Here is a 17,532-nt window from a genome sequence, read left to right on the forward strand (position 1 = left end):
CTTGCTATATTTGTGGGGTTTCTTATTTTATCAATCAATTTTTACGTTTATTTAGTCATAAAATTTAATTTGTGATTAGTGTTATTTTTTTGAATCAGCCTTAAGCTTGAAATTCATGAATTTTCTACTCTAAAAATTCGGTACTGAATTAATATCGTCTGCAACAAAAAGCGCTCAATAGCATTCACTATCGGTAGAAATTGTTAAGGGAGAAATATGAAAGGAATTGTTCTAGCCGGAGGAAGTGGCACAAGACTTCATCCATTAACATTGGGAGTGACTAAACAGCTACTGCCAGTTTACAACAAACCGATGATTTATTATCCCCTTTCAGTTTTATTATTAGCCGAAATAAAAGATATCTTGATCATTTCCACTCCAGAAGATATGCCTGTTTTTAAACGACTACTTGGGGATGGATCTCACTTAGGTGTTCGTTTTACCTATGAGATGCAGCCAAAACCAAACGGTCTCGCCGAAGCTTTTATTATTGGTAAAGATTTTATTGGAAAGGATTCTGTTTGTCTGGTGCTGGGAGATAATATTTTTTATGGAAGCCATTTGAGCAATCTTTTAAAAAGTGCCAAGGAGAAAAAAGAGGGAGCTACTTTATTTGGTTATGAGGTAAAAGATCCTGAAAGATATGGTGTCGTTGAATTTGATGGGCAGGGTAAAATTTTGTCGATCGAAGAAAAGCCTAAAATTCCGAAATCTTCTATTGCTGTGACAGGTCTTTATTTTTATGATAATCAAGTCGTAGACATAGCTCATGGCTTAAAACCCTCTGCACGAGGAGAATTAGAAATCACAGATGTCAACCAAGAGTATTTAAATAGAGATCAAGCATGTGTTCATGTGATGGGAAGAGGATACACTTGGTTAGATGCAGGGACTTATGAAAGCCTTATGCAAGCAAGTCAGTTTGTTCAGGTGATTGAGCAAAGACAAGGACACTGCATTGCTTCTTTAGAAGAAATTGCTTACAATCAAAAATTTATTTCTCAAGCCCAGTTAAAATTGTTGGGTGAAAAACTCGGGAAAAGCTTGTACGGACGTTATTTAATGGAAATTGCAGAAAAAGGACCTTACTATGGAAATCATTGATTTGCAACTTAAAGGGTTAAAATTGGTGAAGCCTAACGTATTTAAAGATAATAGAGGTTTTTTTCTAGAAAGTTTTCAGCAACCCCTCTATCAAAAAATGGGGATTCAAGAGACTTTTTTACAAGATAATCATTCTTTTTCTCAAAAAGGGTGTATTCGTGGAATGCATTTCCAATCTTTTCCAGGTCAGGCAAAACTTGTGAGAGTGGCTGTGGGAAAAATTTATGATGTGGCTGTTGATATTCGTCCTGAATCTCCTACATTTGGACAGTGGGAAGGGATTGTTTTAGATGATAAAAATCACCATCAACTTTTTATTCCAGTGGGATTTGCGCATGGATTTTGCGTTTTGAGTCAAGAAGCCCATGTAATGTATAAAGTGAGCACTCCCTATGATCCTCTCTATGAAAAAGGTTTTCGTTGGAATGATTCACAAGTAAATATTCAATGGCCTATAGAGCAACCAATAGTTTCTGAAAGAGATAAACAATCTCCTTCCTTTCGTGAAAGCATGCTTCAATTAACTGAGATTAGAAAATGAAAAAGATTTGGGTATGTGGCGCATCGGGTATGCTTGGTTCCCATTTTAAACGTTTATTAAACAAACGGCAACTGTCTTTTGTTGCCAATGATGATAAAAAAATTGATATTACCAATTTAGAAGCCGTTTTAGATTTTGTAAGAACAGAACAAATCACTCATATCATCAATTGTGCGGCTTACACACAAGTTGATAAAGCTGAAACAGAACTCAAACAAGCGTATCTCGTCAATGCCTGTGGACCACACCATCTTGGAATTGCAGCTCGGCACCAGAATGCACATGTCATTCATTTCTCGACTGATTATGTGTTTGATGGAAAGGAAAACTTACCTTATACCGAAAAACATGCTTGCGCTCCCATTGGAGCTTATGGAATGAGTAAATTAGCTGGAGAAATCAAACTCTTAGATGAATTTGATCGCTCTTGTGTCATTCGCACATCTTGGTTATTTGGCTTACCAGGCAAAAATTTTGTTGAAACGATGTTAAGATTGATGAATGAAAAAGCACAGATCAAGATTGTTTGCGATCAGATGGGAAGACCGACTTATGCGCAAGATTTAGCTGAAGTTGCTTTACAATTTTTGGATAAGTCGGGAATTTATCATTTTGCTAACTCTTCTGAAACTAACTGGTATGAGTTTGCTAAAGAGATTTATAGACAAGGAAAGGACTTTCAATTGATTCAAAGAGATTGTCAAATAGAACCTATTATGACTCATGAATATCCGACACAGGCCAAACGACCTGCTTATTCTACTTTAAATACTCAAAAAATAGAGTCTGTGCTTAGATGGAAACCACGTCCCTGGCAAGAGGCATTAAAAGATTATTTGACGATATATAAAAATTTCCAAGATAGGCAACAGGTGAGCTAATTATGCAACCAAGAAAAGTTCAAAATATTCTCGTGACTGGAGGGGCAGGTTTTATTGGATCAGCTTTTATTCGTTATTTACTTGCCCCTGAAACTGGATTTAAAGGAACTTGTATCAATTTTGATGCTTTAACATATGCGGGAAATCTAGAAAATTTAGCTTCCCTTTCAAGCGATCCTCGTTATATTTTCGAACAAGGCAATATCTGCAATGAAGCATTTATTGAACATGTCTGTCAAGAGCATGCAATTGATACAATTATTCACTTTGCGGCAGAAAGTCATGTAGATCGTAGTATTTTAGGGCCAAAAGTGTTTATTGAAACAAATATTTTAGGTACTTTTTCTTTATTAGAAGTGGTGAGAAAAAATCCTCACATTCATTTTCACCACGTTTCAACAGATGAAGTATATGGAACACTAGGGGCAGAAGGCTATTTTACAGAAGAAACAGCTTATCGACCTAACTCTCCTTACTCGGCTTCGAAGGCTTCATCTGACCACCTTGTTCGCGCTTATCATCATACCTATCATTTATCCACTTGCATATCTAATTGTAGTAACAATTATGGACCTTATCATTTCCCTGAAAAATTGATTCCAGTCATAATTCTGAACTGTTTGGATCGTAAACCCTTACCTGTCTATGGGCAGGGAGTTAATGTGCGTGATTGGTTGTATGTAGAAGACCACGCTAAGGCTCTTTACTTATTGCTTCAAAAAGGAAGAAGTGGGGAAACTTACAATATTGGTGGAGAAGCAGAATGGCGAAATATTGATTTGATACATGAAATCATCAGACAAATTGCAATTACTCAGCAAATAGAAGTTTCTGAACTTGAAAAGCTCATCACTTATGTTAAAGATCGGCCTGGCCATGATTTGCGTTATGCTATTGATTGTTCTAAAATCAAAAATGAGTTTGGCTGGTCTCCTTCCCACCGTTTTGAAGAAGGTCTCCATAAGACTATTCAATGGTACATACAAAATGAACAATGGGTAAAAAATATCCAAACGGGTAGTTATCGGAGATGGATAGAGCTTAATTATGCCGATCGTTAAATGAAGAGACTTTTTTTCGAAAGAGATCCCATTAATCCATGGCGACTTGCTGAGTTTTATTTGTGGTATTTTTTTTGCATAACCAAATTAAAGGAATGCAGGCCAAAAACACCCATCCTGTTAGCCAAAAGATATCATTAACAGCTAATAAATACGATTGAGCGGACAATAAATCTTCCAGAATAAGATTGGATTCAGATTGACTTAAGCTAAGTGATTGTTTTAAATTTTCGTAAAATTCCCATGTTAAAGGATCATAAATTGTCGTTGTTTCTGTTAAACGGCTATGGTGAAAAATTTCTCTACGATCCCATAAAGTAACATACAAGGCCGTTCCGAATCCTCCTCCAGCAATTAATCGAATAAAATTAAAAATTCCTGAGGCGCCCGCTAATTCGTGATTAGGAATGGGAGACAATGAAATTGTTACAAGAGGGATAAAAAAGAAGCTGAGACCGATTCCTTGAAAAAAGCGAGGGAGCATCAATTTAAATAAACTGACAGAAGGGGTCAATTCACTAAACCAAAAGAATGTTAGTCCAAAACTGATAAAACTAAATGTTGTCATGATTCTTGGATCAAATCGACTAACACTTTTTCCGATTGTAGAAGATAAAAATAGAGGAATTATTCCAATTGGCATAACAGCAACTCCTGCCCAAAAAGCCGTGTAACCCATTTCTGTTTCTAACCAAAGGGGAAGTAAGACAGCGCTTCCAAAAAACATGAGAAATCCTATCGCTCCCAAAATTGTTCCAATTGTAAAGTTACGATGTCTAAAATAAGAAAAATTCATAACTGGATGTTTCGCATAATAGTTCCATGGAATAAAAATTGTAAAAGCGATTACGCAAGTCACGATAAGGACACGAATAGTCAAAGAGTTTAACCAGTCTAATTCTTGTCCTTTATCTAAAAAAACTTGCAATGAGCTAATGCCAATGGTCAAAAGTAAAAGACCAGTCAGGTCAAGAGGAACTTTAGATTTTCCTTCGTGAGGAGGATCTTGAATTAAAAGACCTGTCATCCAAGCCGATAAAAAACCAATGGGAATGTTAATATAAAAAATCCAGGGCCAACCATAATTATCTGTAATATATCCTCCTACAATTGGTCCTAAAATAGGGGCTACAATAACGATCATCGACCAAAAGCCAAGTGCGACCCCTTTTTTTTCTTCCGGATAATTTGTTAACAATAAAGCTTGTGATAAAGGAATTAAAGCTCCTGCAGATGCTCCCTGTAATGTTCGAAAAAGAATAAGTACATTCAAATCCCAAGCCAAACCACAAAGCCATGAAGTGATTGAAAAAAGGCTAGTGGACCAAATGAATAAACGAACCCGTCCAAAACGAGCTGCTAACCAACCTGTGATAGCTAAAACGATTCCGTTGCTAATGGCAAATGAAGTAATTACCCATGTTCCTTGGTTAGGGCTAACTGCTAAATCACCGGCAATGTGAGAAATCGATACGTTAGCAATTGAACTGTCTAAAACCTGAATAAATGTTCCAAGACCTAATGCAAGTGTTAAAATAATTAATGCCGCTGGGCTTAAAGTTTTAACTGGCATATCAAGATTTGTGGTTTAAATTAGCTTGAATAATACTATCAATAAGTTCTTGAGCAGGCTGCATAGGAATTTCGTAAACAGAAGTTGTGAGTATGGGGTTGTAAACAGGATTGGAGGCTAATCGATCGCCTAGTTGATTTTTCGTGTCGACAACAACATAGGTGGATAGACCTAAAAACAGGGGGAATTGTTTAAGTTCGTTAGAATCAAGAGAAATTCTAACTGGAACTCGTTGAACAATTTTGATCCAGTTTCCAGTAGCATTTTGAGGAGGTATTAAAGAAAAAACACTTCCAGTTCCAGCTAATACTCCTAATACTTTACCATGATAAAGCACGGAAGAACCATACATGTCACTTTTAACAGTGACGGGTTGTCCTATTCGAATATCACGCAATTCTGTTTCTTTGAAATTGGCATCTATCCAAATTTGATCGAGAGGAATAATACTCAATAGAAAGCGTGTTGTTGAGACCCATTCTCCTACTTGTATTTTTCTTTGAGAAATAAAACCTGAGACGGGAGCTAAAATTTTGCATCGCTTTAAATTGACATAGGCTTGCTTCAGTGCAATTTCTTTATTCTGAATATTGGGATGGTTTTCCAATGATGTTGAGCCTATAGCAGCAATGGCGCTATTTAATTCATGTTTTGATAAGTTCGTTGCAGCTTGTGCAACAGTTAAATTAGCTTGTGCATGATTGAGATCTTCAATCGAAATAGCTTCAGTATTTCTTAAGGAATTACGACTTTCAAAATCTTCTTGGGCTCGTTTTAAATCGGCTTGTTTTAATTCAAGAGCGGCTTTTTTTTGTTGGACAGTTTCATAAAGTTGTTGAACTTCCCTGACAGCTAAAGCTAGCTCAACTTGGGCTTGTTCAAAAGCTAATTGATAGAGTGTTGGATCAAGTTCTATCAGTAGCTGGCCTTGTTTTACAAAATCTGTATTATCTGCATAAATAGCTGTAATGGTTCCTTGTTCAGGAGACATCAAATTAACAATGTTACCATTGACATAAGCATCATCTGTCGATTCATGAAAACGGATGAACAAATACCAATAAATAGTTGTTAGAATAGTTAATAATAAAAAAACAAAAAAAATCTTTAATAAAACTTTATTCCTTTTTTTCTTATTGAGAAGATCTAGATTAGGAGAAGAAAAATCTTGATTAGTAGTTGTAGGTTCTTTTTCAGTCATATTTTTATTATCTTATATCTTCTTAAGAAAGGGGTAAAATTTCTAAATAAATTTGTAGCTGACTAATGTTCAAATTAGGATGTTTAGGATTTTGAGAGCTAATTGGTTCAATACACACAAATGATGCGTCTTTAGGATGATAAAGTTGCCAACAATTTTCTTCACAAACAGATTGATAACGTGTTTTTAAAGAATAAATATCTGTTTCTAATAAAATTTCTCCCATTAAAGGGTCTGGGAAAGGCCTAAAAGTAAAATCTGCTTCTTCTTTTAAATCAAAAACTAATTGTTGTTTCAAATCAAATGACCAAGATGAGGGAATCGATTGAAGACAATCTTCTATTCTCACTTTATCTTGCACAAAACTAGTTATTTTCCCTCGATGGTTGGGAAGAGAGTAGTAATAGTGAATACCTACGAGGGAATTTGTATCACTAATAATAGAAAGTTGTAGAGAAAGTCCAGTCGGCGTTAAATCAGCTTGTAATTCAAACTCAAAATTCTGTCCTTCTAATGTGGAAAGAAGAACCCCATTCCAGAGATCTTTTCCTGTTAGCAGGCCATTTAATTGAGTTTGAGTAAATGTCGTTTGCCAAGGAGCATAACGAGCAATACCATGTGAAAATGGGTCTTGAGTCCCTTTTGCTTTGACTCTACCAATGTGGGGAAAAAGTGTTTCATCTGCAATTTTAGGAAGGCTTTCTGCTCGTCGGCGATGAAAGTGTGGACCAATTAATGCTCCTAAACCAGCAAACCGCTCTTCAAAAAGATTCCAAGTCGATTGTTCAATGACTTCAATATTTCCTCTTTTGAAGCTGATGAGATTTAATCCATGGTCAGGAGTAAAAGTAGCCTCTAGTTTTTCTCCGTCTTCAGTTCGATTTTCTAGTTTAATTATATTCATGAAGCAATCAACTATCGGTTAGATTCTTTTAAATGTGCATCATGAATAAGAAAACTTTTTTAACAAAGTAAAAATTTAATTTTTATATAAAATTACTCGGCGGTCAAGCCAAAGTAAGTAAAAGATAAGGACCCACAAAATGAGGGAGTAAAAAATTTTTTTGAAAGGAAAATTTTTTTCCAAAGTAGAGAAATTAGGAGTTGAAGAATCAAACCAAACTTGTAAATTAGCATTTGCTAGTCTATCAATAGCTTCTTTTGCTGCGAATGGATTGAGATAATGTTGTTGAAAAGAAGTGTAACCTGAAATTCTTTCTCCTTTGTAGGTAAATTGATAAAATCCTTTGGGAACAAATGTTTCATCATTAACTTTTTTTATTGACCATTTAATTTCGTTTGCTGGACGAGAGCAGTTCAAGCGCTGATAATGATAGAAATCTAAAATAGCATTAATTGTGTAAAAAAACGTAACGATAATGATAAGACTAAAAAATGCAATCCAAATAGGGTTACGGTGTAAAATCATTTGGGAATCAATCGGTAAAATTCTTCGGGAATCGGGGATTCGATACGAATGATTTTTCTACTGATGGGATGTTTAAAAGCTAATAAATGAGCATGTAGACAGAGTCTTTTTAAAGGGTTGGTATGAGCTCCATATTTTTTATCACCAACAACTGGATGTCCAGCAGATTGGCAATGAACGCGGATTTGATTTTTTCGTCCTGTTTCTAAAGTAAGTTCAACTAAAGAATATTTTTTTAATGTTTTCAAAGTTCGATAGTGGGTAATGGCTAGACGACCATAGGTTTCATCTTCGGTTTCATGAACGAAATATTGGCTATCTTCATAAAGATAGCTTTTCCAAGTTCCCGAAGGGGAAAGTAATTGACCTTCTACAATAGCTGTATAAGAGCGGCTAATATCATGAACTTCAAATAAATCTTTCAACCCATTACAAGTCTTTTCGTTGAAAGCAAAAACCATGACACCTGAAGTATCTTGATCTAAACGATGAACAACAAAGACTTTTCTAGGTTTATAATGAGCTTTTAACAAAGCGTGAGTAGTTTCACCCTTTTCGAAAGCTGTTGCTACACTTAAGAGTCCTGACGGTTTATAAATGATGGCCAAATCAGCATCTTCGTAGAGAATTTGAATGCCACTCCCGACGATCTTTTTTCTTTGGTTTAGACTTATGACTTGTCCTTCTAAAACTTCAAAATGATTATTTTTTACAACAATTCCATCCACTTCAATTCGACCTTCCTTGATCCAAGAACGAAGAGTGTTTTTAGAACTTTGAGGGGAAAGAAGTGCTAAAGCTTCAAAAATCGGGAGATTGGTCTGACAAGTTAATTTCATAAATTCTTTAAATTTTTAGGTTGGTAAGAGCATCATTTTGCTAGGAATGAAACTTTTTTCCAAGATAATTGTATTTTAAGTTTCGACTATTTTATTTGCTTTATCGTTTCTATTTAGAGAAAACAGATGAAATAAACCCATGAATTAAAAAAATATTTTAATATATTGGATGCAAATAAAATAAGCTTGATTCCGGTATTGTTTTGCAGCAACAGGAGAACGTTGACTAATAACAATCGACTAAAAGAAGAATAGCTTTAATTCTGAGTGCAGGAGGAATGAATTGCGATCTAAAAAATGATTTAGCTTGGGATTAATTCAATAAAAATGGCGAAAAGAAAGCTAAAGGGTTAACTAAGACATCTCTCGATGTTTCTGTGGCATTATTAACTCCTTATAAAGGCAGTTATTATATTTGGCCAATAAATTTTAATCTGTCAACTCTGGAATAAATTAAGTAATCTTTGACGAATTAAGTTGCATTTCCTATAATTAGATCCTCCAAATGAAAAGTTATTAACCCTTAGAGGAAAAATGGCAAAACAAGAAGTAGCAGCAAAGAAAGTAAAGCGGCCAACAGCGCTTAAGCGCGATTTGCAAAACAAGAAAAAACGTCTTAACAACAAAATTTACAAATCACGTGTTCGAACAGCTGTACGTTCTTTTCAAGAGTCTTTAGTAAAAGGTGATGAAACTTTATCTAAAGCTAAACTAGATGAAGTATATAGTATCTTAGACAAATGCGCGAAAAAAGGTGTTTTTAAGTTAAATAAAGTTAGCCGCACAAAATCTCGTTTAGCCGCGCGTGCTGCCGCTAAAGCGTAAGTTGCTGATTACTGATAACCGAAAACTTTAGACCTTAAAATATAAAATCTCTTGTATAACTTAATTTGGATAAAGTTGATGTTAAACAAGAGATTTTGTGTATTTATAGATTTTAAATTTATCTACAAAACAAGCTTGTGATGATGATTCGTTTATATACATGTATTTTTGTATTTCTTTTAAATATTTTAGGGTCTGAGGAGCTTAAACCAGATTTAACAATCATGGTTCCCATGAGAGATGGAGTGTCTCTTCCCACAGATCTTTATTTGCCAACCCCAGAAGCTAGAAATCTTCCTTGCATTTTGATTAGAAGCCCTGCTGGTCGCGATTCGACATGGAAAAGTTTCGCCTCAATGGCAAAAGCAGGATATGTGATTGCAATTCAAGATACGCGTAGTGTATTAGACGTTGAAGGAAAAACATTTCCTTTTTTGTCAGATGGATGGGGAAAATTGCAAGATGGATATGATGCGGTAGAATGGCTGGCTAAAAGTCCCTATACGAATGGAAAAATTGGAACATGGGGTTCTTCAGCTGTAGGAATCACGCAACTACTCCTGGCTCCCACTCAACCTCCGCATTTGGTTTGCCAATACATTATTGTAGCTGCAGCGAGTTTATATCATCATGGACTTTTTCCTGGAGGACTTTTGCTCAAGCATCAAGCTGAAAGTTGGCTTGGTTATTACGCCCGTGACACTGGTGTTCTTAATTACGTTTCTCAACGGCCTTTCTATAACGAGTTCTGGAAACAATTGAATACCTCTGAAATGGCCCATCGAGTGAAAATCCCCGGAATGTTAGTCGCAGGGTGGTATGATACTTTCTTACAAGGAACTTTAGATGCATTTGAAGCAAGACAACGAGAAGGCGAAGAAGGGGCTAAAGGAAAACAAAAATTAATTATTGGCCCTTGGACACACTTTTGGCCTTTATCTAATCATTTCGGTGATTTTAAAATCCCTGTTGCAGGGGAAAATCCTCCTATGGATATTTCTCCAAAACGTTGGTTTGATCACTATTTAAAGGGAGAAGTAAATGAAGTTGAATCTCTACCGCCCGTCCTTTATTATGTGATGGGGCCATTTGATGGATCAACTTCAAGCGGAAATATTTGGCGTACATCTGAGGTATGGCCTGTACCCACTGTGGCTACAGCTTTTTATTTAACTTCTCAACACACACTTCAACAGACCCCTCCCTCTCTAGGCCTTTTAGCTTATACGTATGACCCAACTAATCCTATTCCCACTAGAGGCGGGCGTAATTTATTTTTAGAATCAGGTCCTGTAGATCAACAAAATATTGAAAAAAGAAAGGATATCCTTGTATTTACAACAAATCCTCTGAAGGAAGATCTAGAAATAACGGGAAAGTTATCGGCAAAATTGTTTGTTTCCTCAGATCAACAAGACTCAGACATTGTTGTTCATCTTACAGACGTTTATCCGGATGGTAAAAGTGTTTTGATTTCAGAAGGGGGTATACGTTTAGGAGTATTTTGTTATCAAAATGATTCAAAAATTGACTTGAAGCCAGACCAACCAGTTGAAGTAGATCTTGACTTATGGTCCACAAGTTTAGTTTTTGCGAAAGGACATTCAATTCGGATTTCTATTAGTAGTTCTAACTATCCTCGCTACGAAAAAAATCTTAATGTGGGATTAATTGGCAGCCAGAGAGGGGAATTTAAATCTGCACACAATACCATTTATATGGGAGAAAAATACCCTTCACAACTTATTTTGCCTGTTGTACGTAAAGGAGAAACTTGGTTGACAAGAGAGCAACCATCTGTCAAGCCTATGGAAAACTCCTTATGAAAGTCGTAATTTTAGCAGCAGGAAAAGGAAGTCGATTAGATCATTCGGAAGGACATGATCCTAAAGCTTTAACTCGTTTAATCAATCGCCAAACAATTTTAGAGTATCAATTAAATGCTTTAAAAACCTGTATTTCATTAGATCAAGTTTTCATTGTCGTTGGTTATCAGAAAGAAAAGATCATGGATATTTTTCCTGAACTTCTGTATGTTTATAATCCTGACTTCGAGCAAGAAAACACAGCTAAGAGTCTTGCAAGAGCCCTTAAAAAAATTGATGAAGACGTTTTATGGATAAATGGAGATGTTATTTTTTATCCTTCTATCCTAAAAACACTTCTGGAGTTTGATCAAACAGCCATGATTGTGAATCGTACGAAAGTAGCGGAGGAAGAAGTTAAGTATCGGACTCATAAAAACGGCCAGATTATAGAAATTTCTAAAACAGTTGAATTTCCTGAAGGGGAAGCTCTTGGCATTAATTTTTACAAAAAAAGAGACTTAAATTTGTTAAAAGAGTCTCTAAATATTTGTGAAAATCAAGATTATTTTGAAAAGGCTATTGAGAAATGTATAAAGAAAGGACAAGTTGTTCAACCCGTCTTAATTGAAATCGATCAATGTGCAGAAATAGATTTTCCCGAAGATCTAGTTAAGGTTAATCAACTTTTGCAAGCTTGGCAAAATTTTTAAAATCTTCGTTTTTATTTAAGGATTAAATCGTGTCTCGCTTTCGTCGTCAAAAACGAATTGATTTTAATCATTATGATATTCCGACTAAAGCTAATCGAATTTTGAATTGTATTTTGATAGCGATGATTTTGATTATCATTAGAGTTTGGAATTTAGCTGTCATTCAATATGATCAAAAGTTGGAAGAGTCTCAAAAGCCGCAACGGAAAGTTGTCATTGAACCTGCGACGCGAGCAACTATACGAGATCGATTCAACCTTCCTCTTGCTCTTAACCGCCCACAATATCAAGCCACTATTCTTTATTCTCAATTAAAAGATATTCCATCTTTTGAATGGCAAAAAAATGAACAAGGAAAAAGAGTCAAGATTTTCAAAAGAAAAATATATATTCGTGATTTAGCTCAATTACTAGCTTCTGAATTAAATTTAGATGCTGAACGCATTGAAGATTTGATTCACTCTAAAGCTTCTTATTATGCACAAGTTCCTTTTGTCATCAAAGAGCAAATAAGCGAATCGGAATTTTATCGCCTTAAAATGTTAGAAAAGGATTGGCCTGGGATACATACTCGTTTGTTATCTAAGCGATACTATCCTAAAGGAAGAGTAGGGGCTGATATTATTGGATATATGGGAGCGATTAATAAACAAGAATATGAAAAAATTTTTCACGAAATTAAAGGATTACAAACTTTTATTCGTGAACGTGAAGAAGGGATAGAAACCGAGTTACCCTTAGGTATTTCAAGCTCTTTTCATGCTCGAAAAAGACTTAAAGATTTAGAAGAAAAAGCCTATACGATTCATGATTATATTGGTAAAACTGGAATAGAAGGTATTTATGAAGAGGATCTTAGAGGTTTTTATGGCAAACGGAACTACTATTCTGATTCAAGAGGGAATTTTTTGTGGGAACTCCCAGGTTCAAGAACCCCTTTGTCGGGTCACAGAATACTTTTAACGATTTCTGCTGAATTGCAAGAGTATGCCGAACAATTACTTGCACAAAATGAAGAATTAAGGTTAGTACGTAAGTCAGCTTTAGGACCTGTAAAAAAAACAGTAGTTGCACAAAAAGAGCCTTGGATAAAGGGAGGAGCTATTGTGGCAATGCAACCTTATTCTGGGGATATTATCGCATTGGCTTCTTACCCTCGTTTTGATCCTAATGATTTTATTTCATTTGGAAAAGGAGATGATTTTAAGCAAAAAAAAGAAAATATTAATCGTTGGTTTGAAAATGACGTATATTTAGCTGATCTTTGGAATCAAACTTCACCTTTGCAAAGAGAGCGTTATGATCAATTGACGCAAACATTTTATGATGAAAAAAAAATATTAACTTGGCAAACGTACCTAGATTTTATTCTTCCAGCAAAGAGTCTGTTAAGATCTAAAATGGACCATATGCAAACCATTGGTCAAGCGATTCAACTCCAAAGATCAGTCGAAGCTTTGCGTGCTCTTTATCCTGACTGGAATCTTTATACTTTATTTAACTGTCTTTATGCAGATGGAAATCATGAAGCTTTTAAGCCTATTTTAAAGTTATCTGAAAAGCAAAAATTGTTAATTGATTTTCAAAAACATCAGGATGAAGCTGCGCTCATTAAAAAAGATTTAGATCCCTATTTAGAAGATCTTTCACAAAATTATGATAAAGTTTTGTTTATAGATTTATGTCGGCTTGCTTTAGATGAAACTCGTTTTTCAGAAGATCTTTTAAAGGAAGTTAAAGATCAATCGCTAGCCAATTTTCGAGATTGGACGGGAAGCTTTGTCAAAATTCAGTCAGTTGTCAAAGAAATGACAAAACAATTATTCCATGATATCGATTTTAAAGATTGGCGTATCCACGAAGAAAAATCTTTTTTAAAACAGAAGCGGCTAGAGGAGAAGTCGGCAAAAATTTATCCAAGACCTTATTTAGATTATTTAGATCAAGAAGAAAATAAACTTTTTCAGAATTTTTGGTTAACCTATCAGTGGGATTTAATCGAAGCTTTTTTAAATGGAAAACAATTTTTAACAGAAAATACGCATTTAATGATTTATCTTGACCATTTCCGAAAATGGCATCAAGAGTTAATCCAAGGGGCTCATCAAGCTGTTGAATGGAAAAAAGAATTCGATCATTTGCAAAAATTGCCTAACTTAACATCGGATAATTTTGTTAGTTATTTACAAACAATGCGTTCATATGACGAGCTTAAACGTCCTCTATTTGGTAAATATCGGTATTTAAGAAATCAAAAAGAGCTATTAGAAAAGCATTTAGCAATGGCTTTTTATCCAGTTTATGGATTTGGATATGCTCGTTCTCATGCTTATCGACAAGCAACAATTCAAGGATCATTATTTAAACTAGTGACAGCTTATGCGGCGTTAACTCAACGTTACCAAAAACTGGATAAAAAAGTTGTGACATTTCATGATTTAAATCCTTTAACAATGATCGATGAGATTTTTCATATTGGAAATACCCGTTATATTGGTTATACAGATGAGGGGAAGCCTATTCCACAATTATATAAAGGAGGACGGCTACCGCGAAGTTTAGCACATCGGCATACAGGCAAGTTAGACATTATCAAAGCTTTAGAAGTTTCTAGCAATCCTTATTTTTCTCTTTTGGCGGCAGAACATCTAGATCATCCCACCGATTTGGCTGAGGCAGCACGCCTTTTTTCTTTTGGAAGTCGTACTGGAATTGAATTATCTGCTGAAATTTCAGGCAAGGTCCCGACTGACCTGGAAACAAATCGAACAGGTTTATACGCTATGGCAATAGGTCAACACTCTCTTGTTGTAACTCCTTTGCAAACGGCTGTGATGTTAGCTGCTATTGCAAATGGAGGAAAGATTTTGAAACCTAAAATTGTGCATTTGACTGCAGGTAGAGAACCTTTGCGAGGAAATGATCAAATTTCATGCCCTCCCCATTTTCTTTATCAGAATAGTTTTGCTTTAGTGGGATTAGATTTTCCTCTTTTTACAGCAATTTCTAATCAAAATCAGGAAAGTTTAGTAAAAATTATTGCCACTGAAGTTAAACGAGAAATTTTTATGCCTGAAATTGTTAGACAGATGCTTTTAAAAGGATTGAAAGCCGCTGCTATGAAATCTCACCAAGACAATCTTTCTAGTTTGACAAGAATTTACAAACAGCATCCTGAAGCTATTCGACAATTTACTGAAATGAAAGACCAACTTCTTGGAAAAACAAGTACTTCTGAATCTGTAGAAAATATTGATTTAGATTTAGCAGAAGGAACAAACATTTATACGCATGTTTGGTTTGGCAGTATAGCCTTTGACCAAGGGAAAAGTGAAAAACATAAAAATGTTTTTATTTTTAAAGATGAGTTCGGTCAACCAGAACTTGTTATTGTCGTCTATTTACGCTATGGGGGATATGGGAAAGAAGCGGCTCCTTTAGCTGCTCAAATGATTAAAAAATGGCGGGAACTTAAGCTGAAATATCAGAATTAAACTTAAATTAATGATAAGAATTTGAAAAAAGCCTGTTGCATAAAAATAATTAAATAGGAATAATATTGCTCATTCCACGCGCCTGTAGTTCAATGGTAGAACAGTAGCCTTCCAAGCTACGAGTGTCAGTTCGATTCTGATCAGGCGCTATAGATTCGTACCAAACTGGTATTATAATCTTTATGAGCTTCAATCGAGGCCGTATTTATCAATAAAAACATGTTTAACCAAGACCGAAATCTTGCGTATCAGCAAGATGCCGTCGTCAACATAAAGGGACAAGGCTTGGCTCAGAATAAAAACCAAACACTACCTATTTCCATTAAAGATTTGCTAGAAGCAGGGGCCCATTTTGGTCACCAAACTAGCCGTTGGAATCCGAAAATGAAGCGTTTCATTTTCGAAGAACGCAATGGTCTTTACATCATAGATCTTGCAAAAACATTACAACAAATCCGTAATGCAGTAGACATTGTAAGAGATGTTGTTGCTAAACATAAATCTATTTTATTTGTCGGAACAAAAAAACAAGCAAAAGCTGTTTTACGTGAATTAGCTGAACAATGTGGTGAGTTTTATGTTTGCGAAAGATGGTTAGGTGGAATGCTTACGAACCTTTCAACTATTCGCCAATCTGTTAAAAAACTAGAGCGTATTGAAAAAAGAATTTCTACTGGCGGCGAAGGTTTAACTAAAAAAGAAATTTCTTTGTTAACGAAAGATCAAATTAAGTTGGAAAAAAACTTATCCGGTGTACGATCTATGCGTAAATCACCTGGATTAGTCATTGTTGTTGATCCAAGTAAAGAACATTTAGCGGTAGCAGAAGCTAATAAATTGGGTATTCCTGTCATGGGATTAGTCGATACAAATTGTGACCCAGATCCAATCGAACATGTTATTGCTTGTAATGATGATGCTTTAAAAAGCATTAAGTTGATTCTTGAAACATTAGCAAAAGCTATTATTGATAAGAAAAATGATATTAAAGTTTATGCTAGTAAAGAAGAACAAACTGAAGAAGCCGAAGAAGAAACTTTATCTTCTAAGTATCGTGAACAAGATTTTCAAGAAGTTAAGAGTGGTGCAAGAGGAGAAAAATAATATGGCGGCTGTAACTCCTGCGTTGATTAAAGAACTACGCGAACGCACTGGCGTTGGCATGGGAAAATGTAAAGAAGCATTAGAAGAAGCAAATGGTGATATGGAGTTGGCAATTGCCAATCTTCGTAAAGCTGGAATGGCTTCTGCAGTAAAAAAAGAAGGCCGCGAAACGAAAGAAGGTATGATCGGTACAGCTGAAAATGAAAAAACAATAGCAATTGTTGAAGTCAATGCTGAAACTGATTTCGTTGTGAAGAACGAAAGATTTAAAGAATTTCTTGAAAACATTGCTCATGAAGTAGCAAATACTAATCCTTTTTCTCTAGACGCATTTTTACAGCAAAAGTATTCAAAAGAACCTTCTTTGACTGTTGACCAATACAGAGCAACAATCGTTCAAACGATTGGTGAAAATATTCAGATCAAACGTATTATGACTCTACAGAAAAGCCCAGAGCGTTCATTTGGTATTTATTCGCATTTAGGCGGAAAAATTGTAACGATGGTGGAAATTACTGGTAGTAATCAAGAAGAAGCCTTAGCTAAAGATATTGCGATGCATATTGCGGCTGCTGCACCTGACTACTTATCTCCAGAAAAAGTTCCGCAAGAAATTATTACAAGTGAAAAAGACATTGCAAAAGGTCAAATTCAAGGAAAGCCTGCTAATATTGTCGATAAAATCGTAGAAGGAAAAATTAATGCATTCTATGATACTAATTGTTTAGTGCGCCAAAAATACATCAAAGATGATAGTTTAAGCATTACAGATTTAGTAAATCAACGTAGCAAAGCAGTTGGCAAAGAATTAGCTGTTACAAACTTCATTCGTTGGAATGTGGGTCAATAATAATAATCATTTATCTTAATGATTTCATTCAAAGGGTTTAGATAAAAATTTATCTAAACCCTTTTTTATTTAAAGCGCCTCTATCATCAAAATTTACTAAGCACATTTGAAA

General features: G+C 35.2%; 15 protein-coding genes and 1 tRNA gene. 11 read left to right on the plus strand and 5 right to left on the minus strand.

Annotation, left to right across the window (positions count from 1 at the left end; translation table 11 throughout):
- Positions 1-216: 216 nt before the first annotated feature.
- The 4 genes from rfbA to rfbB are packed head-to-tail and all read left to right on the plus strand — an operon-like array spanning position 217 to position 3,587.
- A complete protein-coding gene (gene rfbA / locus TY19_RS08730) occupies positions 217-1,104 on the plus strand; it encodes a glucose-1-phosphate thymidylyltransferase RfbA (protein ID WP_011174673.1) in 888 nt (295 codons plus the stop codon).
- Positions 1,091-1,645, plus strand: a complete 555-nt coding sequence (gene rfbC / locus TY19_RS08735) for a dTDP-4-dehydrorhamnose 3,5-epimerase (RefSeq protein WP_042281872.1) — start codon at positions 1,091-1,093, stop codon at positions 1,643-1,645. The genes rfbA and rfbC overlap by 14 nt, the downstream gene beginning before the upstream one ends.
- Entirely contained in the window at positions 1,642-2,526 is an 885-nt protein-coding gene (gene rfbD / locus TY19_RS08740) for a dTDP-4-dehydrorhamnose reductase (protein ID WP_042281873.1), read from the plus strand. Before rfbC ends, rfbD begins: the two co-directional genes overlap by 4 nt.
- 2 nt (positions 2,527-2,528) lie before the next feature.
- Positions 2,529-3,587: a dTDP-glucose 4,6-dehydratase gene (gene rfbB / locus TY19_RS08745; RefSeq protein ID WP_042281875.1), complete on the plus strand. Its 1,059-nt coding sequence runs from the start codon at positions 2,529-2,531 to the stop codon at positions 3,585-3,587.
- A gap of 31 nt (positions 3,588-3,618) precedes the next feature.
- Here rfbB and TY19_RS08750 read toward each other — a convergent pair whose 3' ends face one another.
- The 5 genes from TY19_RS08750 to TY19_RS08770 form a co-directional block, all read right to left on the minus strand.
- Positions 3,619-5,160: a DHA2 family efflux MFS transporter permease subunit gene (locus TY19_RS08750; protein ID WP_042281878.1), complete on the minus strand. Its 1,542-nt coding sequence runs from the start codon at positions 5,158-5,160 to the stop codon at positions 3,619-3,621.
- Position 5,161: 1 nt separating this feature from the next.
- Positions 5,162-6,361 carry an HlyD family efflux transporter periplasmic adaptor subunit gene (locus TY19_RS08755; RefSeq protein WP_042281880.1) on the minus strand — a complete coding sequence of 400 codons (1,200 nt, stop codon included), beginning with the start codon at positions 6,359-6,361 and terminating at the stop codon, positions 5,162-5,164.
- A 22-nt stretch (positions 6,362-6,383) separates the two neighbouring features.
- Positions 6,384-7,265: a hypothetical protein gene (locus TY19_RS08760; protein WP_042281882.1), complete on the minus strand. Its 882-nt coding sequence runs from the start codon at positions 7,263-7,265 to the stop codon at positions 6,384-6,386.
- Positions 7,266-7,340: 75 nt separating this feature from the next.
- Positions 7,341-7,790 (minus strand): hypothetical protein, encoded by a 450-nt coding sequence (locus tag TY19_RS08765; protein ID WP_039355998.1) that lies wholly within the window; start codon positions 7,788-7,790, stop codon positions 7,341-7,343.
- Positions 7,787-8,629 carry an RluA family pseudouridine synthase gene (locus TY19_RS08770; protein WP_039356000.1) on the minus strand — a complete coding sequence of 281 codons (843 nt, stop codon included), beginning with the start codon at positions 8,627-8,629 and terminating at the stop codon, positions 7,787-7,789. Before TY19_RS08770 ends, TY19_RS08765 begins: the two co-directional genes overlap by 4 nt.
- A gap of 534 nt (positions 8,630-9,163) precedes the next feature.
- Between TY19_RS08770 and rpsT the strand changes: the two genes are divergently transcribed.
- The 7 genes from rpsT (at position 9,164) to tsf (ending at position 17,420) form a co-directional block, all read left to right on the plus strand.
- Positions 9,164-9,454, plus strand: coding sequence for a 30S ribosomal protein S20 (gene rpsT, locus TY19_RS08775; protein WP_011174682.1), 291 nt, complete (start codon positions 9,164-9,166; stop codon positions 9,452-9,454).
- 140 nt (positions 9,455-9,594) lie between these two features.
- Positions 9,595-11,280, plus strand: a complete 1,686-nt coding sequence (locus TY19_RS08780) for a CocE/NonD family hydrolase (protein WP_052354876.1) — start codon at positions 9,595-9,597, stop codon at positions 11,278-11,280.
- A complete protein-coding gene (locus tag TY19_RS08785) occupies positions 11,277-11,972 on the plus strand; it encodes a phosphocholine cytidylyltransferase family protein (RefSeq protein WP_042281885.1) in 696 nt (231 codons plus the stop codon). The genes TY19_RS08780 and TY19_RS08785 overlap by 4 nt, the downstream gene beginning before the upstream one ends.
- A 29-nt stretch (positions 11,973-12,001) precedes the next feature.
- Positions 12,002-15,466 (plus strand): penicillin-binding transpeptidase domain-containing protein, encoded by a 3,465-nt coding sequence (locus tag TY19_RS08790; protein WP_042281887.1) that lies wholly within the window; start codon positions 12,002-12,004, stop codon positions 15,464-15,466.
- Positions 15,467-15,544: 78 nt separating this feature from the next.
- Positions 15,545-15,615, plus strand: a tRNA-Gly gene (locus tag TY19_RS08795).
- Between the two features lie 136 nt (positions 15,616-15,751).
- Complete coding sequence (rpsB, locus tag TY19_RS08800) at positions 15,752-16,570, plus strand: 30S ribosomal protein S2 (protein WP_042281916.1); 819 nt, start codon at positions 15,752-15,754, stop codon at positions 16,568-16,570.
- 1 nt (position 16,571) lies between these two features.
- The gene (gene tsf, locus TY19_RS08805; RefSeq protein ID WP_042281890.1) at positions 16,572-17,420 is read left to right on the plus strand and encodes a translation elongation factor Ts; all 849 of its coding nucleotides are present in this window, start codon (positions 16,572-16,574) and stop codon (positions 17,418-17,420) included.
- Positions 17,421-17,532 lie beyond the last annotated feature (112 nt).

Origin of the sequence: Candidatus Protochlamydia sp. R18, from assembly GCF_000648255.1 — a bacterium.
Taxonomy (GTDB): domain Bacteria; phylum Chlamydiota; class Chlamydiia; order Chlamydiales; family Parachlamydiaceae; genus Protochlamydia; species Protochlamydia amoebophila.